Below are 19,136 nucleotides of genomic sequence, written 5' to 3'. Positions count from 1 at the left end.
CCCGGATCAGCCGTTGGCGCTCAGCTCGGATTGTTTGCCGTGGGCATAGTTGGACGGGCCGCGGGTGCGGAACGCCTCGCGGAAGTGCACCGGTTCGGGTCCGTCCCGTCCCCGGCGGGCCTCGGCGAGGTAGGCCCCCACCACCCGGTCGGCCTGGCCCTGGGCGAACAGCAGCCGCAGGTCGGCCTCGGCCTCGTCCTCGATCAGTTCGGCCTCGGCGATGTCGGTGCTCCAGCGGTCGTCTGCGGTCAGCCAGACGGCGTCGCCCTCGATCAGGGCATTGCCGGTGACGACCTTCGGTGTGAAACGGCGGCTCATAGGGCGATCTCCTCGCTGGTGACGTCCGGGGTATCGAGGCTCCGGGCCAGCGCCGCGGCGCGGCGCGGCGCGAGGCCGAACAGGATGATCGCGGGCCCGTCGAGGCCGGCTTGCGTCAGCGTCGGCTCCAGCTGCGCCAGCGTCGTGGCCAGCACCCGCTGCTCGGGGCGCGAGGCGTTCTCGACCACGCTCACCGGGGTCAGCGGATCGGCGCCGTGCATCAGCAGCCGGCCCTGCACGAACCGGGCGGAGCGTTTGCCCATGTAGATCGCCGCCACCTCGCCCGCGCGGGCCAGCGCACGCCAGTCATGGTCTGCAAAGCCCTTCATGTCGTGGCCGGTCATCACCCGCACCGAGGAATTCCGCGCCCGCTTCGTCAGGCTCTGGCCGATGCCCGCCACCGCCGCTGAGGCGGCCGTGATGCCCGGCACGATGGCCCAGTCGAGCCCCGCCGCCTCGACCGCCTCGATCTCTTCGTCGAGCCTGCCGAAGACCGTCGGGTCGCCGGATTTCAGGCGCACCACGTGGGCGCCCTCGCGGGCATGGGCGACGATCAGGCGGTTGATCTCGTCCTGCGCCATGGCGCGGCCGAACCCCTCCTTGCCGGCGTCGACCAGCACCGCCTCGCGGCGTGCCAATTCCAGGATCTCGGGGGTGACCAGCCGGTCGTGGATCACCACATCGGCCTTGTCGAGCGCCTTGCGGGCCTTCAGCGTCAGCAGGTCCGGATCACCTGGACCGGCGCCGACGAAATCAACCACGCCGCGGGCCTCGGGGGTGTCCAGGTGCCGCGCCAGCAGCGCCCCCAGCGCGGGGGGAACGGCGTCCTCGCCGGCCTCGATCGTGCGTGGACCGGTGGCGAAGTAATACTCCTGCCAGAAATCGCGGCGCGGCTTGCCGAAGGGTAGGGCCTCGACCGCGCCGCGGAAGGCCTTGCCGATCCGCGCCAGCGGCCCGAGCGTGGCCGGCAGGCGCTCTTCGAGGTCGCGCTTGATCGCGCGGGCCAGGACCGGGGCCGCGCCCTCGGTGCCGATGGCCACGGTCACCGGATCGCGGTCGACGATGGCGGGGGTGATGAACTGGCTGTCGCCCAGATTGTCGACGATGTTGACCAGCGCCCCGTCGGCCCGGGCGAGCCGGGCGACCCGCGCGTCCTGGCCTGCGTCGTCGTTGGCGGCATAGGCCAGCGCGGCGCAGAGCGCGTCGCCCGGCCCGAAGGCGCGGCCGACCAGGGTGATCCGGCCCGCATCGGCCCAGGCGCGGACCTGGTCGCAGGGTTCCGTGGCGAACACCGTCAGACGGGCTTCGGTCTTGAGCAGCAGGCGCAGCTTGGCCACGGCGGTCTCGCCACCGCCCGACAGGACGACGCGCCGGCCGGCGAGGTTCAGGAAGATCGGAAAGTGCTGCATGGCCAACTCCGTGTTTCTGCCCTCATACATAGAACATCATTCCGGTTTTTGGCCATTGTAACGCTTCAATAAGAACGCATGTTCTGATCTACTCCGAAGAGAGGACAGATGTTCGCAGAGAGAGGTTGCCCCGGAATGCCCGTTCGCATCGACGCCATGGACAGGAAGATTCTTTCGGAACTGCAGCGCGACGCGGCCCAGTCGCTGGACGATATCGCCCGCGCCGTCGGCTCTTCGAAGACGCCGGTCTGGAATCGGATCCGCAAATTGCGCGAGGCGGACGTGATCGGGCCCACCACCGTCGCGCTGAATGCCGAGGCTCTGGGGTTCGAGGCCACGTTCTTCGTGCTGATCCGCACGTCGGAGCACGAGGCCGACTGGCAAAACCGCTTTCTCGCGGCCCTGCAGGCGCGGCCCGAGGTGCAGGAGGCGCACCGGCTGGCCGGCGACATCGACTATATCCTGAAGGTCCGGGTGCAGAACGCGCGGGCCTATGACGCCTTCTACCAGGCGCTGATATCGGAGGTGCGGGTGTTCAACGTCACCGCCCTGCTGTCGATGGAAGAGATCAAGTCGACCCGGGCGCTGCCGCTTTAGCGGCGGGCCACGCCCGGGGCGGGGGATCGGCGCGTCAGCCGATGATCTTGTTCAGCGTCTCGGACGGCCGCATGACCGACGAGACCTTGGCCGGCTCGGGGTGGTAATAGCCCCCGGTGTCGGCCGGCGATCCCTGTGCCGCGGCGAGGTCGGCGACGATGGCCGCCTCGTTCTCGGTCAGGGCCTTGGCCAGCGGCGCAAAATGCGCGGAAAGCTCGGTGTCCTCGGTCTGGGTGGCCAGCGCCTGCGCCCAGTAGAGCGCGAAGTAGAAATGGCTGTCGCGGTTGTCGGGCTGGCCCACCCGGCGGCTCGGCGACCTGTCGTTGTCGAGGACCTGCTGGGTGGCAAGCTCCACCGCCTCGCCCAGGACCTTCGCCTTGGCGTTGTTCTTCACCGTCGCCAGATACTTGAGGCTCTCGCCCAGGGCACAGAACTCGCCGAGCGAATCCCAGCGCAGGTGGTTTTCCTCCATCAATTGCTGGACGTGCTTGGGGGCGGAGCCGCCCGCGCCGGTCTCGAACATGCCGCCGCCGTTCATCAGCTTGACGATGGACAGCATCTTCGCCGAGGTCCCCAGCTCCAGGATCGGGAAGAGGTCGGTGAGATAGTCGCGCAGCACGTTGCCGGTCACCGCGATCGAGGTCTCGCCCTTGCGGATCGTCTCGAACGACACATGGGTGGCCTCGCGCGGGGGCAGGATGCGGAACCTGTCGGTGACGCCGGCCGCCTCCAGCAGGGGTTTGACATGGGCGATCAGCTGCGCGTCATGGGCGCGGGTCTCGTCCAGCCAGAAGATCGCCTGGCAATTCTCGGCGGCCTGGCGGTCGATGGCCAGCTGCACCCAATCCTCGATCGGAGCCTTGCGGCTGGAGGCGGCGCGCCAGATGTCTCCGGCCTCCACCTCGTGTTCGCTGAGGATGTCGCCGTTGGCCAGAACCACCCGGACCATGCCCGCATGGGGGACCTCGAACGTGGTGGGGTGAGAGCCGTATTCCTCGGCCTTCTGCGCCATCAGGCCGACGTTCTGGACCGTGCCGACGGTCGCGGGGTCAATGGCGCCGTTGGCTTTGCAATCCTCGATCGCGGCGTCATAGACCGACGCGTAGGAGCTGTCGGGGATCACGCAATTGGCGTCGGCTTCGGTGCCGTCCGGGCCCCAGCCCTTGCCGCCCGCGCGGATCAGCGCGGGCAGCGAGGCGTCGATGATCACGTCCGAGGGCACGTGCAGGTTGGTGATGCCCTTGTCGGAATTCACCATGTAGAGCGGCGGACGCTCGGCCATGACGGCGGCGATCTCGGCCTCGATCTCGTCCTTCTCGGGCATCCCGGCGACGCGGGCGTGCAGATCGGCGAGGCCCGCGTTGGGGTTGGCGCCCGCGGCCTTGAGCTTGTCGCCGTATTTCTCGAACACCGGGCCCACGAAGGCCGTGACCGCATGGCCGAACAGGATCGGGTCGGAGACCTTCATCATCGTGGCCTTGAGGTGGATCGAGAACAGGATCCCCGCCTCCTTGGTGGCGGCGACCTGTTCGGCCAGGAAGGCCGACAGCGCCCTGGCCGACATGAAGGTCGTGTCGACGACGGTGCCGGCGGGATAATTGACGCTGTCCTTGAGGACCGTGACGCTGCCGTCCCGGCCCACAAGCTCGATCCGGGCATCGCCCGCCTGCGCTGCGGTCAGGGTCGAGGATTGCTCGTTCGAGCGGAAATCGCCGGCGGACATGGTCGAGACATGGGTCTTGCTGTCGGGGGACCATTTGCCCATCGAATGGGGATTGGCCATGGCGTAGTTCTTGACCGCGACGGCGGCGCGGCGGTCGGAATTGCCCTCGCGCAGGACCGGGTTCACGGCCGAGCCCTTGATCGCGTCGAACCGGGCGCGCGTGGCCTTTTCGGCGTCGGTCTGCGGGTTCTCGGGGTAGTCCGGCAGGTCGAAGCCCTGGGATTGCAGCTCTTTCAGCGCGGCCACAAGCTGCGGCACCGAGGCAGAGATGTTGGGCAGCTTGATGACATTGGCCTCGGGCGACTTCACCAGCTCGCCCAGAACCGCGAGGTCATCGGTCTGGCGCTGCGCCTCGGTCAGCTGTTCGGGGAAGGCGGCGATGATGCGGCCGGCCAGCGAGATGTCGCGGGTGCCGACCGTGACACCGGCGGCCGCCGCGAAGGTGCGGATGATCGGCAGTAACGAGGCCGATGCCAGCTCGGGCGCCTCATCGACCTTGGTGTATACGATGTCGGGGGTGTTCGTGTCAGACATGTTTCTCAAGCCTTGCTTTCGGTTGCCGACGCTCTATTGCCTGGAGGGGCGAAAGTCCACCGCAACGGCGCGGTCAGGGATGGCGCGGTCAGGGATAGAGACCGGCGACCCGCCCCCGCAGCCGCACCAGCGCCAGCACCACGTCGATCGTCGGCGTGGGCGTGTCGGTCAGCCGGCCCAGTTCCTGCACCGAGCCGACGAGGGCGTCGATCTCCATCGGGCGCCCGGCATCGAGGTCCTGCAGCATCGAGGTCCGGTGCGCCCCCACCGCCGCGCCGCCGTCCAGCCGGCGGTCCACGTCGATGGGAAACTTCACGCCCAGCATCTCGGCGATGGTCTGCGCCTCGCTCATCATGGCGCGGGCCACGGGGCGGCTGTCGGCATCGGTGCAGAGCACGTCCAGCGTCGCGCCGGTCAGGGCCGAGATCGGGTTGAACGACAGGTTCCCGCAGAGCTTCACCCAGATCTCGTCGCGCAGCTTGGGCCGCACCGGCGCCTTGAGGCCCGCGGACGTCAGCAGTTTCGACAGCGCCAGCGCCCGGTCGGATTTGCTGCCGTCCGGTTCGCCCAGCGAAAAGCGGTTGCCCTCGATATGGCGGATTGTGCCGGGCGTGGGCACTTCGGCGGCGGGATAGACCACGCAGCCCAGCACGCGGTCGGGGCCGAAGCCGTCCCATTGCGCGTCGCCCGGATCGACGCTGGCCAGGCGCGTGCCCTCCAGCGGGCCACCGATCTTGTGGAAATACCACCAGGGCACGCCGTTGACGCCGCTGACGATGGTGGTGTCGGGGCCGATGAGGGGCGCCATCAGCGGCACCACCGGCGGCACGGAATGGGCCTTGAGCGTCACAACGACGTAGTCCTGCGGGCCCAGATCGGCCGGATCGCTGCTGGCGCGGACCGTCACCGTCACCGGGTCGGCGCCCTCTTCGATCAGGGTCAGCCCGTCGGCCTGCATGGCCGCCAGATGCGGCCCGCGCGCCACGAGGCTGACGTCCGCGCCCGCCTGCGCCAGTTTCGCGCCCATGTAGCCGCCGATGGCGCCCGCCCCGAAGATGCAGATCTTCATGTCCATACGTCCTTTCGCGGTCTCAGGCGCCCGGCCCCAGGCCCAGCTTTTCGGCCAGGCCGATCCGCTGCATCTTGCCGGTGGCGCCCTTCGGGATCTCGTCGAGCAGCACGACCTTGCGCGGCACCTTGAAATCGGCCAGCCGGGTGGCGGCGAAATCGCGGATCTCGCGGTCCGTCGCGCTCTGCCCCTCGGCCAGGACGACGGCCGCGGCGACCTCCTCGCCCAGCTTGGGATGCGGCATCGCGAAGGTCACGACCTGGGCGATGGCCGGATGATCCATCAGGACGCCGTCCACCTCCAGCGGGCTGATCTTCTCGCCGCCGCGGTTGATGATCTCTTTCAGGCGGCCGGTGAGGTGGAGATATCCCTCGGCATCAATCGCCCCCTGGTCGCCGGTGCGGAACCAGCGGTGCCCCTCGGCCAGAAAGAAGCTCTTGGCGTTGGCGTCCGGGTTGCCCTCGTAGCCGGGTGTGACGTTGGCCCCCGAGATCACGACCTCGCCGGTGCCCTCGATCAGCCGGTCCTCGGCCTCATGCGCGGTGCGCACCATGGGGCCTGCCGTGATGCCGACCGATCCGGGGATCTGGGACCGCGGGGGCAGCGGGTTGGAGGTCATCTGGTGGGTCGCCTCGGTCATGCCGTAGGCCTCGATCACCGGGGCGGCGAAGGTCTCGGACAGCGCCCGCATCACCTGCGCGGGCAGCGAGGCCGAGGACGACCGCAGGAACCGCAGCGGCGTGTCGGCGATGACATCGGCGTTGCGGGGCGCGCGCGACAGGATCGCCTGGTGCATCGTCGGGACGGCGGTGTACCACGACGGCCGCGCCTCTTTCATCCAGCCGAAAAAGCGCAAGGCGTCGAACCCCGGCGCGCACCAGACAGACGCCCCCGCCGCCAGCGAGGCCGAAACGGCGGCGATCAGCCCGTGGATGTGGAAGAGCGGCATCACGTTCAGGCAGCGGTCGTCCCGGCTCAGCGCGAGGGCCGCGCGGATGTTGAGCGCCGAGGCAGCAAGGTTCGATTGCAGCAGCGGCACGATCTTGGGCCGCGAGGTGGTGCCCGAGGTGTGCAGGATCAGTGCGGTGTCGCCCGCTTCGGGGGTGCCGTCGGGCGCGGGGGCGGCCTCCCCCTCGGGGTGCAGGGCAAAGATGCCCGCGGGCAGGGCCGGATCGACGGACAGCCGCAGGATCTTCATGCCGCAGGCGGTCGCGGCCTCGACCGCCGGGCCGCTCTCGTCGGCCATGACGACAAGGGCCTTTGCCTTCAGATCGTCCAGATAGAACCGATATTCCTCCAGCCGGTAGGCCGGGTTCAGGGGGGCGGTGACCGCCGCCTGGGCCAGGGTCACGAAGGCCGTCGCCATCTCGGGGCCGTTCGGCAGCACGATGGCGACGCGGTCGGTGGCGCCGATCCCGGCGGCCCGCAGCGATGCGGTCACACGGCCGGCCAGCTCGCGCAGGCCGCCATAGGTCAGCCAGTCGCGCCCCGGGGCGCCGATCGCGGGCAGGGCGGCGTCATGGGGGGCAATCAACGCGGCTAGGGTGGCGGCCATGGTGTCTCTCTTCGGTTGTCGACTTGGGGCTGGGTCTTCAGGGAAGTGGGTCTTCAGGGGGCTGGGTCTTCACAGGGCTGTAACGTCTTGCGACGGGCGGGCCGCTTCGGCGCCGCCCGTCCGCGCCTCGTATCATCGGCCTATCGCCGGCCGGTGCAAGGGGCCACCCCATGTTCGGCGCATCTTGCGGGCGCCGTATCTTGCGCGGGCGGCCGATCCCGGGCACTCCTCCGTCCGAAACACCGGAAAAACCGGAACACCGGAACGGAGCCCGTCCGGCCGCATCGCGCGGCCACGCTCCTCCGGCCCGGATCACGAGGGAAGGACACAAAGAGATGTCGGAGCATGTCATCACGGCCCCGCCCGTGCCAACGATCCCGGTGGCGGGCGGCGGGCAATTCCCGGTGCGCCGGGTCTATTGCATCGGGCGGAACTACGCCGCCCATGCCGTCGAGATGGGCCACGACCCGGACCGCGAGCCCCCGTTCTTCTTTCAGAAGAACCCCGACAACCTGGATGCGAGCGGAGAGTTTCCCTACCCGCCGCAAAGCGCCGACGTGCATCACGAGGCCGAATTGCTCGTGGCGCTGGGCAGGGGCGGCGCGGATATCGCCGTCGCCGAGGCGCTGGACCATGTCTGGGGCTATGCGCCCTGCCTCGACATGACACGCCGCGACCTTCAGGCCGAGGCCAAGCGGATGGGCCGCCCGTGGGAGATCGGCAAGGCATTCGAGCGGTCCGCCCCGGTGGGGCCGCTCTTGCCCGCCGCGCAGACCGGCCCCATGGACAAGGGGCGCATTGCGCTCACGCTCAACGGAGCGACGGTTCAGGAGGGCGACCTCGACCAGATGATCTGGAAGATCCCCGAGATGATCGCCTGTCTTTCCGCCTATTTCGAGCTGGCCCCCGGCGATGTGATCCTGTCGGGCACGCCGGCCGGCGTGGGGCCGGTCGCGCGCGGCGACGCCCTGATCCTCTCGATCGCGGGGCTGCGCGATCTGTCCGTGACGGTGACCTGACCGCGTCGGCGGGCAGGTCAGTCCCCGGTCACGACCATCAGCTTTTCCAGCCCGTGGAAGTGATAGACATCGGCATAGCGCGGCGGCGAGGCAAGGCGCAGCCCCGGCGCCCGCTCGAACAGCACCTGCAGCGCGACGCGCATCTCCAGCCGCGCAAGCGGGGCCCCGACGCAGAAATGGATCCCCCCGCCGAACGAGGTCAGCAACGGCCCGCCGCGCCCGGGGCGGAACCTGTTCGGCTCGGGGTAGGCCTCGGGGTCGCGATTGCCGGCGGCCAGCAGACAGTTGACCTGGTCGCCGCGCCGGAAGGTATGGCCGAACATCTCGACCTCCTCGTAGACCCAGCGCTGAAAGATATGCAGCGGCGGATCGAGCCGCAGGCATTCCTCGACGACCTCCGCATCCGCGCGGCGATCGTCCCGCTCCAGCAGCAGCTTCACCGCGTTGCCGAGACTGTGGACCGTGGCCTCGTGCCCCGCGTTCAGAAGCAGGATCACCGTGGTCACCAGCTCATCGGTCGAGAGCTTCTCTCCGGCCTCCTCGGCGGCGATCAGATCCGACAGCAGATCCTCGCCCGGGGCACCGCGCCGCGCCGCGATGGTCTCTTCGGCGAAGGCGCGAAAGGCGATGGAGGCCGCGACGGCGGCATCCTCCACGGCGCGGGTGCGGCGGGCCTGGTACATGGCGACCATGGCGTTGGACCAGCCCAGCAAGTCGTCCGCCCGCGCCTCCGGCACGCCCAGCAGCCGGGCGATCACCACCACCGGCACCACCCGCGCATAGGCGTCCAGCAGGTCGAACGGGCCGCCCGGGAAGCGGTCGATCAGCCCGTGGCACAGCGCCTCGATCCGCGGCTCCATCCCGGCGATGCGGCGCGAGGTGAAGGCCCGCAGCACCAGCGACCGCAGGCGGGTATGGCGGGGCGGCTCCAGCTCCAGCATCGAATGGGCCTCGATGTCGTAGAAAGGGCGCAGCCGGTCGGGGATCGCGGGGGCGCTCTCGGGCGGGGCCTCGCGCCCCAGGCGCCGGTCCTTGAGAAGTGCTGTGACCGCCCGGTGCGAGACCGCGCAGACCAGCCCGTAGTCCTGCCACAGGAACAGGTCGCCGCCGGCGCGGGCCCGGTCGTAGAACGGGTAGGGATTCTGTACGAAATCGGGATCGTTCGGGGATTGGGACAGGCGCAGCATGGAGGCACTTGTGCCGCCCGTTGGCGCCGGAGGCAAGCGCCTCGATGCCGCGCTTCTGTCTGCGCGGAGCCGGCGGCGGGCCCGCGCGAGCCCGGATCTCGGGCCGCGCTGGACACAGCCCGCCGGCCGGGCCCGGGCCTCTCGTCAGGCCTGCTCCAACGCGCTGATGATGGGCGAGAAATCGGCGCAGGTCAGGCTCGCGCCGCCGACAAGGGCGCCGTCCACGTCGTCCACCGCAAAGATCTCGGCCGCGTTCGAGGCCTTGACCGAGCCACCGTACAGCAGCCGGATGCCGGTGCCCTCGTCATCCAGCCGCGCCACCAGCTTGGCCCGCAGAAAGGCGTGGACCTCGCCGATCTGCCGCAGGGTCGGCACCTTGCCGGTGCCGATCGCCCAGACCGGCTCGTAGGCCACGACGGTGTTCGCGGCCGTCGCCCCGTCCGGCGCCGAAGCCGCGATCTGGGTGCCGACCACGTCGAGCGTCCGGCCTGCCTCGCGATCCTCCAGGGTCTCGCCGATGCAGACCACCGCCGTCATGCCGGCCGCATGGGCGGCCTCGGCCTTGGCCCGGACCGTGGCACTGGTCTCGCCATGGTCCGCGCGGCGCTCCGAATGGCCGACGATGGCATGGGTCGCCCCGGCCTCGCGCAACATCGGCGCGGCGATGTCGCCGGTATGGGCCCCCTTGGCCGCCATGTGGCAATCCTGTGCCCCGACGGCCATCGGATGGCTGCCCCGCATCGAGGCCATGGGCCAGATCAGCGTGGCCGGGGGACACAGCAACAGGTCGACCCCGGGCGCGGGATGGGCGTCGCAAATGGCCTGCACCTCGGCCATCGCCGAGAGCGCCCCGTTCATCTTCCAGTTTCCGGCAGCCAGTTTGCGGCGCATGTCGATCTCTCCTTGAACAGCCTCACCCGCTTAGCAAGACCGCGACGGACGTGGAAGGGCTTGAAATCCCGACCCGGACGCGCGTGGCCGGAGACGCCCCCAAACCTGCCGCCCAGGCGCCGGCCCCATTGTCCAAGCCCCGATCCGGCGCAGCACGTCGCCCCGTCACCCCCGTAACCCGGGCGCCGGATCACATCGACGTCTTGGCAAGTCTTCATCTTGGCAGGAAAACTCCCGCCGGAGGCCCCTCTCAACGAGGCGCAGGCGCACGGTACCTCTCGCGCCGCCCCGCTCCCGGCCGAACGCACCCGTCGGTCCGGAGGCTCCGGGCAGGGCCCACGGTCGGTCGGTGGAAGGCTCAGCCCTCGCGTTCGGCGGCGAGCTCCTCGACGTCCTTGAACTTGATCGATTCCCCGCAGCCGCAGGCGTCGGCGACGTTGGGATTGCGGAACTTGAACCCCGCCTCCAGCAGCGACACCTCGTAGTCGATCTCGGTCCCGAACAGGAACATCTGCGCCATCGGCGCGATCATCACCCGCGCACCGTCCTGCTCGACCACCTCGTCGAGCGGGTCGATCTCGTCGGCATAATCCATCGTGTATTCCATGCCGGCACAGCCGCCCTTCTTGACGCCGAGCTTGAGACCCTTGTGGCCCTTGCTGTCCATCAGCCGGCGGATCTGGCTGACGGCGCTGGGGGACAATGTGACGGCTTGCTTGCCGGGAATGGAGAACATGGCACCTCTCTTTTCACCGCCCAACATAAGGCGGGGGGCGGTCCGTCTCAAGGGCCGATGGGCCGGGCGGGGTTTCCCGCCACGGTGACGCCCGCCGCCACGTCGCGGGTGACAACCGCCCCGGCGCCGATGATGGCGTCGTCGCCGATGCTGACCCCGGGCAGCACGATCGCGCCCGCGCCGACCCAGACATGGGCGCCCAGGGTCACCGGCCGGCCCAGCTCCAGGCCCGAGCGGCGGATCTGCGGATCGCGCGGATGGTCGGCGGCGATGATCTGGACATAGGGGCCGATCTCGCTCCGGTCGCCGATCCGCACCGGGCAGACATCCAGGATCACGCAGCCGAAGTTGAGAAAGACGCCGCGCCCCAGGTGGATGTTGCTGCCGTAATCCACGTGGAACGGCGGGCGGATCACGGCGGCGTGGCCGCCCGCGCCCAGCAGCGCCTCCAGCAGCGGGCGGCGCACGGCATCCTCGCCGTAGGTGGTGGCATTATAGGCCCGCGTCAGCGCCTGCGCCCGCTTGCGCATCTCGACCAGTTCCGGATCGCCCGCCCGATAAAGCTCTCCGGCGATCATCTTTTCGCGTTCCGTCACGTCCGTCTCCTACAGCTGCGCGTTCAGCCAGAGCGTCGCATAGGCGGCGAACAAGGCCCAGCCCACCGAGGCGAGCGTGCCGATTATGACGTATTCAGCGATCCTGCGGTCTTCCCGTGTGGCGTTGAACCGCAGGACGGATTTGGCGGCGATCAGGAAGGCCACGGCCGTGGGCTGGCCCGCCAGCACCAGCGCGAAGGTCAGCCCGCGCTCCAGCTGGCCGATCAGCAGGCCGGCCTGGGGAAAGCCGCCGCCGAGGATCCGGGCGCGGGTCCAGTGCGCGGTCATCGGCTCCAGCAGCTTGCCCACGGTGAAGCCGCCCGCGCGCACGGCGACGATGAAGCCCGCCAGGTGCAGCAGGATCGCGGGCAGGGCGGCGGCGAGTGCGTCGGGCGCCGCGCCGGCCCAGACGCTGGCCGCCCAGAGCGCGGGCGCCACCAGCGCCACCGCCGCCAGGCTCGCCACATGGGCCGCCTGGTCGAGCAGATAGGGCCCCAGCCGGTCGCCGACCTGCAGCTTGACCGTGTCGATGGCCAGGTGGGCCGCCGCCAGCGCATAGACCGGCCAGGCGGTCAGCGTGCCCAGAACCGCCAGCGCCGTGACCAGAACCACGGCCGCATGGGCCAGCAGGATCAGCGGTTCCGCCTTGCGGCGCACCATGGCATCGGTCTGCAGCACGAAATCCGCGAGCACATGGGCGAAAAGCAGGGCGACGAAGGTTTCCGCCATGGGCGCTCAGCCTTCGGCGCCGCGGCCGGGCGCGGTATAGTCATGTGCGCGAAAGCTGCGCAGGGCGGTCTGCAGATGCGCCTCTCCGGCGGCGGCGAGCCGGGCCTGCACCGCCTGCCGGGTGATGCCGAGCCGGCCCGAGATCTCGTCCTGGGTGGGACGGGCGGGCGTGGCGGCGAGGGCCACCGCCTCGGCCTGGGCGGCGGACCAGCCGAAGGCGATGTGATCCAGCAGATCCACCACCGCCACCTGCCAGGGCCCGATCCCGGCCCCGCCGATGGCCAGCCGCCGCCGGACGCCGATCCGTTCCAGCAGGTCACCCGAGACGAAGAACGCCTCGCCTGTGGCATCCGAGAGATCCGCGGTGCCCAGCGTCTCGACCGGCCCGAGCCCGGCGGCGATTCGCGTGCCCAGCCCGGTCTCCGCCACCCGAAGACCGGCCACCAGCGCCAGCATCACATCGAGCACGCGGGACGTATCGGTCAGGTGAAGCTGCCAGCCGTCGCCCCGGAACCGGGTGAAGCGCAGATCGGCGCCGAGTTCGTCGCCCAGATCCCGTGCGCAGGACTGAAGGGCGCCCATCGCGGCCTCGACCGCAGCGGTGCCGGCCGTGCGCGAGGCGATGAGGTCTCCGGTCAGGACGGCGTGGGCCGCGGCTGTCATTGCGGGTCGGATCCTTTGCAAATCATAAAGCAAGTAAAAAGAATTGCTTTTTGAATTGCAAGGGAAATATATTGCTTTTGAGGCTAGGGGCCGGATTTTCCCGGACGAAAGTGGCGAAAAGTACAAAACGGCCGGGATCCACACCAATACGCGACAGGGTGTCCCACCATGGCTGGTCAGAGGCGCTGAAGACTGTGACGCAGGTCACAGATCAGCGCCCGACCGGCGGATAAATCACGAAGCTTCGACGAATTGGGCAGGTTTTCCCGCAGAGGCGTGGCCGGTCGGTGGGGCTTGCGACCACGGAACGCCAGGACGCAATCCGGTCCGCGGCGCGGGCCACTGCAGGGTCCGGAGGGGGCGGGCGCTACATGAAGCCCAGTTCGAGCCGCGCTTCGTCGGACATCATGTCCATGCCCCAAGGCGGATCCCAGGTCAGTTCGACATCGACCTGCTTGACCCCGGGCAGGGGTTCTACCGCGCCGGCGACCCAGCCGGGCATCTCTCCGGCGACCGGGCAGCCGGGCGCCGTCAGCGTCATGTCGATGCGCACGGCGCCCTCGGCGTCGATCTCGATCGTGTAGACAAGGCCGAGGTCGTAGATATTGACCGGGATTTCCGGGTCATAGACGCTGCGGCATGCCTCGACCACGCTGTCGTAAAGCGGGTGATCGGTCGTGGAGGGTTTGATGAGCGGGGTGCCCTCGAGGGGCGGTGCCTGTTCGGTCATGGAGGCTCCGGTGCCTTTGGTTGATCGAAAGCATAAGGTTTATCGGCCGGATCGTAAAGGGGCGCGGGGGCATTCGGGCCGACGTGGCCGCAATCTCGCGGCGCCGCTGCCGCGGCCCATTCATTCAGCCAGGTGCGATGCGACGCATGGGCCGGGCCGGGCGCCGGTTTCGACGTCTCAGCCGCCAGCGCAGTGGGTCGGGGCTGCGCTCTGCTGGGTAGAGCAGCCAGCCGATGACCGCCGAGGCCAGCGCGGCGCCCGCCAGCTGCGCCAGGATGAAGGGCGGCACGTCGACCGGGCGGATGCCCGAGAAGGTGTCGGTGGCGGCACGGGCGATCGCGACCGCGGGGTTGGCGAAGCTGGTGGAGGCGGTGAACCAGTAGGCGGCTGTGATGTAGAGCCCGACCAGCCACGGCACCGCGTCGGACCGGAACCGCAGCCCGCCCAGGATCGCCGCCATCAGGCCGAAGGTGGCGACAAGCTCGGCCAGCCACTGGCCGGATCCGGTGCGGACATGTGTGCTGACCTGGACCAGCGACAGGTCGAACATGCCGTGGGCCAGCTCGCTGCCCAGCAGGCCGCCGCCGATCTGGGCGCAGACATAGGGCGCGACCTCGCGCCAGGGCAGCGCACGCCGCAGGGCCAGCGCCAGGGTCACCGCGGGATTGAACTGCGCCCCCGACACCGGGCCGAGGATCGTGATCAGCACCACCAGGATCGCCCCGGTGGGCAGGGTGTTGCCCAACAGGGCGAGCGCAGTGTCCCCGGTCAGGGATTCGGCCATGATGCCGGACCCCACCACCGTGCAGACCAGCAGCCCGGTTCCCATCGCCTCGGCCACCAGCCGTCGTGCAAGATCAAAGGCAATCGTCGGTCCCCGGCGCCGACAGCGCGGCCTGCAGCTCGGCCGCGCCCGGATCCTCGGGCAGGGCCATCAGCCGGTCGATCCGGGCGGCGAGCGCCCTGTAGGTCTCGGCGAAGGCGCGGGCGCGGGCGGCGGGGTCGGTCACGCCGGCCGGGTCCGGCAGGCCCCAATGGGCGCGAACCGGGGCGCCCGGCCAGTAGGGGCAGGTCTCGCTTGCCGCCGAATCGCAGACCGTGATCACGATATCCATCCGCGGCGCGTCGGGGGCTGCGAAGACATCCCAGCTTTTCGACGCAAGGCCCGTGGTGTCGTGCCCCTTCTCGGCCAGCAGGCGGAGCGCGTCGGGGTGCGGCGCCTCCTTGGGCTGCGACCCGGCGGAATAGCCGCGAAAACGCCCGGCCGTCGCATCGCGGAACAGGACCTCGCCCAGGATCGAGCGGGCGGAATTGCCGGTGCAGAGCACCAGGACATTGCGGGGGGCAGGGCGGCGCATCGGGTCCTCAACAGGCAAGATCGGCGATCTCGGCGATGACCGGCCGGCAGAGCGCGGGTCTGCCGCCGCAGCAATCCTCCAGCAGGAAGGACATGATGGTGCGCAGCCCCTCCATGTCGGCGCGGTAGCGGATGTGCCGCCCCTCGCGGGTGGCGGTCACCAGGCGCGCCGCGGACAGCACCCGCAGGTGCGACGACAGGGTGTTGGCCAAGGTGCCGTGGTCCTCGGCGATCTGGCCGGCGGTCAGGCCGGGGGGGCCGGCCTGCACCAGGCGGCGCAGGACCGAGAGCCGCAGGGGCTGGCCCAGGGCGGCGAAGGTGTCGACGGCATCATTCATTTCCATATTTCGCGAAATATCGAATTGATGCGCACCAGTCAAGCCTGCCGGCAAGGCCTGCCCGGCCCGGGCTCAGCCGGCCTTGGCGGTCTTGCTCTTGGGTTTCAGCGGGGCGGGCTTGACCTGGCGCTCGATCTCTTCGTACAGCGCCGCGGCGAGGTTCTTTTTCGACGCCTTTTCAATGCCCTCGAAGCCGGGGCTCGAGTTGACCTCGAGGATCTTCGGCCCGTCGTTGGAGCGCAGAAGATCGACGCCCGCCAGGTTCAGCCCGAAGGCGCGGGCCGATTTGACGGCGGCGGTGCGTTCCTCGCGGGTGATCTTGACCGATTGCGCCTGGCCGCCCCGATGCAGGTTGGAGCGGAAATCGTCGCCCGCCGATGTGCGGCGCATCGCGGCCACGACCTTGCCGGCGATGACGAAACAGCGGATGTCCTCGCCCGCGGCCTCCTTGACGAAATCCTGCACCAGGAAATTGGCGCGCAGGCCGCGGAAGGCGTCGATCACCGATTGCGCGGCCTTCTTGGTCTCGGCCATCACCACGCCCTTGCCTTGTGTCGATTCGAGCAGCTTGACGATCAGCGGTGCGGTGCCCACCAGCCCGATCAGGTTGTCGGTGTCCTTGGGCGACGACGCGAAAGCCGTGGTCGGCATCCCGATCCGGTGCCGCGCCAGCACCTGGTGCGCGTGCAGCTTGTCCCGGCTGGCGGTGATCCCGGCCGAGCCGTTGACGCAATAGGTGCCCAGCGTCTCGAACTGGCGGATCACGGCGGTGCCGTAGGGGGTGATCGAGGCGCCGATCCGCGGGATCACCGCGTCGTAGCGGGGCAAGCGCTTGCCGTCGTAGTGGATCTCGGGCGCCAGCGCGTTGATCGCCATGTAGCAGCGCGTGGTGTCGATGACCTCGACCACATGGCCCCGGGTCTCGCCTTCGTGGACGATGCGCTTGGTGGAATAGCTGTTGGGCTCGCGGCTGAGCACGGCGATCCGCAGGATCCGGTTGGGCTGGGTCGCCTTGATCTTGCGCGCGGAATAGACGTCATAGCTGCGCTCGGGCCGCAGAAAGCGTTCGGAGGGGGCCACCACGCAATCCTCGCGCAGCGCCTGCCGGCCCAGAAGCATCCGGCTGCGCATGTCGCCGCGGTCGGTCAGGGTGATCTCGATCGGCCAGCTCTCGCCCTCGCCGACATCGATCGTGGTCTCGATGACGAAGCGCAGCTCGGTCTCGCCGTTCGACGAGGTGACCTCGCGGCGGTCCACGATCGGGGCCGAGCAGGTGATCGACAGGTCGTCGCGGCCGGGCAGGGGATGGATCGCGAAGCGGACCTTGGGGGCGCGGGCGGTGCCGAAGGTCTCGATGTCGAAGGCATGGAGTGCGGAGGTCCGCGCCCCGGTATCCACCTTGGCCTTGAGCGTGGGCAGGCCGAGGTCCGGCAGGCCGAGCCATTCCTCCCAGCCAAGGCGGATCAGGTCGGCGGGGATGTCGTCGGGCATGGAGGTCCTCTCGGCTGCGTGGCGCAGAGGTAACAAGGCCGTGTCGCCGAGGAAAGGGCGGGTCGCGTACCCGGAGCCCGTGATAGGCTCGATGCGGGTGGTCCTGCGCGGCCGCCGCGCGTCTTGCAATTGGAGAAACAGGAATGAAAAGATCTGAGCTCGCGGGGGTGCTGTTGCTTTGCCTGCTGCCCCTGGACGGCATCGCCGAGACCGGCACCGCCGCCGCGTCCGGGGCCGGCGATCACTCCGATATGGACCGTTCCGAGATGGATCACTCCGGGATGGATCACTCCGATATGGACCGTTCCGATATGGATCATGCCGAGATGGATCATGACGCCATGGACCACGGGGCCATGGATGCGCCGCTCTCCGAGGATCCGGTGATCGCCGCGTGGCAGCGGATCAATGCCGAGATGCATGCCGGCATGGCGATCCCCTTCAGCGGCGACCCGGACGAGGATTTCATCCGTGGCATGATCCCGCATCATCGGGGCGCGGTGGACATGGCCCGGGTCTTGCTGGAGCATGGCACCGATCCCGAGACCCGTGCGCTCGCCGAGGGCATCATCGCCGGGCAAGAGGCCGAGATTGCGATGATGGAGGCCTGGCTGGCCGCCCGCGGCGCGGACTGATCCGGCCGGCCCACCTGCCGGCCCCATCTGCGCAGGGCGTTGCCTGCTGTGTCCCTTGCATGCGGTGGCCCTTGCGCCTGGTGACCTTTGAGGGCGCCGGCGCCGGGGCGTCGGGATTGCAGGGCAATGACGTTGCATCGGGCCTGGTGCTCCGGACATCGGGGGCGTGCAGCCTGCCTGATGGCGCCATGGGGACTGGTCCGGAGCCGCTTGCGCCTGGCGCGCGCACCGGCTCGGCTTGAACCGGACCTGCTTGCATCAGGCGGGCTTGCACCGGGCAGACCTGCGCCGGAACTGCTTGTCGCGGACGAGCTATGAGCCGGGGAGGTTGCAGCGGGCGGGCCTGCGCCGGGCAGGCTTGCGCACCGGGCAAGGTTGCGCCGCGCCGGCTTGCGCACCGGAGGGGCGCGGCGTAATCCGCGCCCATGACACGCATCACCTTCGATCTTCAGGCCACCGACGGCTCTGCCCGCACCGGCGTGATCTCCACCGCGCGGGGAGAGATCCGGACCCCTGCCTTCATGCCCGTGGGCACCGCCGCTACGGTCAAGGCGATGCTGCCCGAGAGCGTGGCCGCGACCGGGGCCGACATCCTGCTGGGCAACACCTATCACCTGATGCTGCGCCCCACGGCCGAACGGATCGACCGGCTGGGCGGGCTGCACCGCTTCATGAACTGGCACAAACCGATCCTGACGGATTCGGGCGGCTTCCAGGTGATGAGCCTCGCCGACCTGCGCAAGCTGACCGAGCGGGGCGTGACCTTCCGCAGCCATGTCGACGGATCGAAACATGAGCTGACCCCCGAACGCTCGATGGAGATCCAGCGGCTTCTGGGCTCGGACATCGTGATGGCCTTCGACGAATGCCCCGCGCTGCCCGCGCCGCGCGAGAGGATCGAAGAGAGCATGCGCCTGTCCATGCGCTGGGCCGCCCGCTCGCGCGAGGCCTTCGGCGACCGGCCGGGGCACGCGCTCTTCGGCATCCAGCAGGGCGGGCTGGAGCCGGATCTGCGCGCCGAGAGCGGCAAGGCGCTGACCGAGATCGGCTTTGACGGCTACGCTATCGGCGGGCTGGCGGTGGGCGAGGGGCAGGAGGCGATGTTCGCCTGTCTCGACCACGCCCCCGCGTCGCTGCCGGTGGACAGGCCGCGCTATCTGATGGGCGTCGGCAAGCCCGACGACATCGTCGGGGCCGTCAAGCGCGGGGTCGACATGATGGACTGCGTGCTGCCCTCGCGCTCGGGCCGCACGGGGCAGGCGTGGACGCGGCGCGGGCAGGTCAACCTCAAGAACGCGCGGCACGCCGACGATCCCCGTCCGCTGGATGCCGCGTGCACCTGTCCGACCTGCCGGGGGTATTCGCGAGCCTACCTGCACCACGTGTTCCGCGCGGGCGAGATGATCTCGGGGATGCTGCTGACCTGGCACAACCTGCATTACTACCAGGCGCTGATGGCGGGGATGCGCGAGGCCATCGCCGAGGGCCGCTTCGCCGCCTTCGAGAGCGCCTTTCACGCGGCCCGCGCCGAGGGCGACATCGAGCGGGTCTAGTCTTGG

20 protein-coding genes are annotated in these 19,136 nt (G+C 69.5%); 4 read left to right on the top strand and 16 right to left on the bottom strand.

What is annotated here, in order from left to right:
* Positions 1–6: 6 nt before the first annotated feature.
* Positions 7–318: a DUF2849 domain-containing protein gene (locus tag ROA7023_RS11870; protein ID WP_085879257.1), complete on the bottom strand. Its 312-nt coding sequence runs from the start codon at positions 316–318 to the stop codon at positions 7–9.
* A complete protein-coding gene (gene cysG / locus ROA7023_RS11865; protein ID WP_085879368.1) occupies positions 315–1,727 on the bottom strand; it encodes a siroheme synthase CysG in 1,413 nt (470 codons plus the stop codon). Before cysG ends, ROA7023_RS11870 begins: the two co-directional genes overlap by 4 nt.
* Before the next feature lie 135 nt (positions 1,728–1,862).
* Here cysG and ROA7023_RS11860 point away from each other — a divergent pair, with 135 nt between their 5' ends.
* Entirely contained in the window at positions 1,863–2,324 is a 462-nt protein-coding gene (locus tag ROA7023_RS11860) for an Lrp/AsnC family transcriptional regulator (protein WP_085879256.1), read from the top strand.
* A 34-nt stretch (positions 2,325–2,358) separates the two neighbouring features.
* Here ROA7023_RS11860 and ROA7023_RS11855 read toward each other — a convergent pair whose 3' ends face one another.
* The 3 genes from ROA7023_RS11855 to ROA7023_RS11845 form a co-directional block, all read right to left on the bottom strand.
* A complete protein-coding gene (locus ROA7023_RS11855) occupies positions 2,359–4,581 on the bottom strand; it encodes an NADP-dependent isocitrate dehydrogenase (protein ID WP_085879255.1) in 2,223 nt (740 codons plus the stop codon).
* Between the two features lie 88 nt (positions 4,582–4,669).
* Positions 4,670–5,650 (bottom strand): 2-dehydropantoate 2-reductase, encoded by a 981-nt coding sequence (locus ROA7023_RS11850; RefSeq protein WP_085879367.1) that lies wholly within the window; start codon positions 5,648–5,650, stop codon positions 4,670–4,672.
* A gap of 22 nt (positions 5,651–5,672) precedes the next feature.
* Positions 5,673–7,205, bottom strand: coding sequence for an acyl--CoA ligase (locus ROA7023_RS11845; protein ID WP_085879254.1), 1,533 nt, complete (start codon positions 7,203–7,205; stop codon positions 5,673–5,675).
* Positions 7,206–7,540: 335 nt separating this feature from the next.
* Here ROA7023_RS11845 and ROA7023_RS11840 point away from each other — a divergent pair, with 335 nt between their 5' ends.
* Positions 7,541–8,224 (top strand): fumarylacetoacetate hydrolase family protein, encoded by a 684-nt coding sequence (locus ROA7023_RS11840; RefSeq protein ID WP_085879253.1) that lies wholly within the window; start codon positions 7,541–7,543, stop codon positions 8,222–8,224.
* 17 nt (positions 8,225–8,241) lie between these two features.
* Here ROA7023_RS11840 and ROA7023_RS11835 read toward each other — a convergent pair whose 3' ends face one another.
* From ROA7023_RS11835 to rimK, 11 genes are all read right to left on the bottom strand, one after another.
* A complete protein-coding gene (locus ROA7023_RS11835; protein WP_085879252.1) occupies positions 8,242–9,411 on the bottom strand; it encodes a cytochrome P450 in 1,170 nt (389 codons plus the stop codon).
* Between the two features lie 144 nt (positions 9,412–9,555).
* Positions 9,556–10,302, bottom strand: coding sequence for a triose-phosphate isomerase (tpiA, locus tag ROA7023_RS11830; RefSeq protein WP_085879251.1), 747 nt, complete (start codon positions 10,300–10,302; stop codon positions 9,556–9,558).
* Between the two features lie 358 nt (positions 10,303–10,660).
* Positions 10,661–11,038 carry a HesB/IscA family protein gene (locus ROA7023_RS11825; RefSeq protein WP_085879250.1) on the bottom strand — a complete coding sequence of 126 codons (378 nt, stop codon included), beginning with the start codon at positions 11,036–11,038 and terminating at the stop codon, positions 10,661–10,663.
* Positions 11,039–11,085: 47 nt separating this feature from the next.
* Positions 11,086–11,634: a sugar O-acetyltransferase gene (locus tag ROA7023_RS11820; RefSeq protein WP_306372489.1), complete on the bottom strand. Its 549-nt coding sequence runs from the start codon at positions 11,632–11,634 to the stop codon at positions 11,086–11,088.
* A 9-nt stretch (positions 11,635–11,643) separates the two neighbouring features.
* Positions 11,644–12,363, bottom strand: a complete 720-nt coding sequence (locus tag ROA7023_RS11815) for a DUF3307 domain-containing protein (RefSeq protein ID WP_085879249.1) — start codon at positions 12,361–12,363, stop codon at positions 11,644–11,646.
* Between the two features lie 6 nt (positions 12,364–12,369).
* Positions 12,370–13,026: a hypothetical protein gene (locus tag ROA7023_RS11810; RefSeq protein WP_085879248.1), complete on the bottom strand. Its 657-nt coding sequence runs from the start codon at positions 13,024–13,026 to the stop codon at positions 12,370–12,372.
* 367 nt (positions 13,027–13,393) lie between these two features.
* Complete coding sequence (locus ROA7023_RS11805) at positions 13,394–13,756, bottom strand: SUF system Fe-S cluster assembly protein (RefSeq protein WP_085879247.1); 363 nt, start codon at positions 13,754–13,756, stop codon at positions 13,394–13,396.
* Positions 13,757–13,880: 124 nt separating this feature from the next.
* A complete protein-coding gene (locus ROA7023_RS11800) occupies positions 13,881–14,624 on the bottom strand; it encodes an aquaporin (RefSeq protein ID WP_085879246.1) in 744 nt (247 codons plus the stop codon).
* Entirely contained in the window at positions 14,614–15,114 is a 501-nt protein-coding gene (locus ROA7023_RS11795; protein WP_085879245.1) for an arsenate reductase ArsC, read from the bottom strand. Before ROA7023_RS11795 ends, ROA7023_RS11800 begins: the two co-directional genes overlap by 11 nt.
* A gap of 7 nt (positions 15,115–15,121) precedes the next feature.
* Complete coding sequence (locus tag ROA7023_RS11790; RefSeq protein WP_306372488.1) at positions 15,122–15,451, bottom strand: ArsR/SmtB family transcription factor; 330 nt, start codon at positions 15,449–15,451, stop codon at positions 15,122–15,124.
* Positions 15,452–15,523: 72 nt separating this feature from the next.
* Positions 15,524–16,942, bottom strand: coding sequence for a 30S ribosomal protein S6--L-glutamate ligase (rimK, locus tag ROA7023_RS11785; protein WP_085879243.1), 1,419 nt, complete (start codon positions 16,940–16,942; stop codon positions 15,524–15,526).
* 143 nt (positions 16,943–17,085) lie between these two features.
* On the opposite strand from rimK, the gene copM reads away from it, so the two are divergent.
* Both copM and tgt read left to right on the top strand, forming a co-directional pair.
* On the top strand, positions 17,086–17,577 hold the full coding sequence (gene copM, locus ROA7023_RS25060) for a CopM family metallochaperone (RefSeq protein WP_085879242.1): 492 nt from the start codon (positions 17,086–17,088) through the stop codon (positions 17,575–17,577).
* Between the two features lie 425 nt (positions 17,578–18,002).
* Positions 18,003–19,130 carry a tRNA guanosine(34) transglycosylase Tgt gene (gene tgt / locus ROA7023_RS11775; protein WP_085879241.1) on the top strand — a complete coding sequence of 376 codons (1,128 nt, stop codon included), beginning with the start codon at positions 18,003–18,005 and terminating at the stop codon, positions 19,128–19,130.
* Positions 19,131–19,136: the final 6 nt, after the last annotated feature.

The organism is Roseisalinus antarcticus, from assembly GCF_900172355.1.
Taxonomy (GTDB): domain Bacteria; phylum Pseudomonadota; class Alphaproteobacteria; order Rhodobacterales; family Rhodobacteraceae; genus Oceanicola; species Oceanicola antarcticus_A.
The sequence above is the reverse complement of the archived record's forward strand: the minus strand, read 5'-3'. Positions and strand labels throughout refer to the sequence as shown.

Bases quoted from the DNA above. Each gene is read 5' to 3' on its own strand.
- ROA7023_RS11870 (WP_085879257.1), bottom strand. From the start codon at position 318: ATGAGCCGCCGTTTCACACCGAAGGTCGTCACCGGCAATGCCCTGATC.
- cysG (WP_085879368.1), bottom strand. From the start codon at position 1,727: ATGCAGCACTTTCCGATCTTCCTGAACCTCGCCGGCCGGCGCGTCGTC.
- ROA7023_RS11860 (WP_085879256.1), top strand. From the start codon at position 1,863: ATGCCCGTTCGCATCGACGCCATGGACAGGAAGATTCTTTCGGAACTG.
- ROA7023_RS11855 (WP_085879255.1), bottom strand. From the start codon at position 4,581: ATGTCTGACACGAACACCCCCGACATCGTATACACCAAGGTCGATGAG.
- ROA7023_RS11850 (WP_085879367.1), bottom strand. From the start codon at position 5,650: ATGAAGATCTGCATCTTCGGGGCGGGCGCCATCGGCGGCTACATGGGC.
- ROA7023_RS11845 (WP_085879254.1), bottom strand. From the start codon at position 7,205: ATGGCCGCCACCCTAGCCGCGTTGATTGCCCCCCATGACGCCGCCCTG.
- ROA7023_RS11840 (WP_085879253.1), top strand. From the start codon at position 7,541: ATGTCGGAGCATGTCATCACGGCCCCGCCCGTGCCAACGATCCCGGTG.
- ROA7023_RS11835 (WP_085879252.1), bottom strand. From the start codon at position 9,411: ATGCTGCGCCTGTCCCAATCCCCGAACGATCCCGATTTCGTACAGAAT.
- tpiA (WP_085879251.1), bottom strand. From the start codon at position 10,302: ATGCGCCGCAAACTGGCTGCCGGAAACTGGAAGATGAACGGGGCGCTC.
- ROA7023_RS11825 (WP_085879250.1), bottom strand. From the start codon at position 11,038: ATGTTCTCCATTCCCGGCAAGCAAGCCGTCACATTGTCCCCCAGCGCC.
- ROA7023_RS11815 (WP_085879249.1), bottom strand. From the start codon at position 12,363: ATGGCGGAAACCTTCGTCGCCCTGCTTTTCGCCCATGTGCTCGCGGAT.
- ROA7023_RS11810 (WP_085879248.1), bottom strand. From the start codon at position 13,026: ATGACAGCCGCGGCCCACGCCGTCCTGACCGGAGACCTCATCGCCTCG.
- ROA7023_RS11805 (WP_085879247.1), bottom strand. From the start codon at position 13,756: ATGACCGAACAGGCACCGCCCCTCGAGGGCACCCCGCTCATCAAACCC.
- ROA7023_RS11795 (WP_085879245.1), bottom strand. From the start codon at position 15,114: ATGCGCCGCCCTGCCCCCCGCAATGTCCTGGTGCTCTGCACCGGCAAT.
- ROA7023_RS11790 (WP_306372488.1), bottom strand. From the start codon at position 15,451: ATGAATGATGCCGTCGACACCTTCGCCGCCCTGGGCCAGCCCCTGCGG.
- rimK (WP_085879243.1), bottom strand. From the start codon at position 16,942: ATGCCCGACGACATCCCCGCCGACCTGATCCGCCTTGGCTGGGAGGAA.
- copM (WP_085879242.1), top strand. From the start codon at position 17,086: ATGAAAAGATCTGAGCTCGCGGGGGTGCTGTTGCTTTGCCTGCTGCCC.
- tgt (WP_085879241.1), top strand. From the start codon at position 18,003: ATGACACGCATCACCTTCGATCTTCAGGCCACCGACGGCTCTGCCCGC.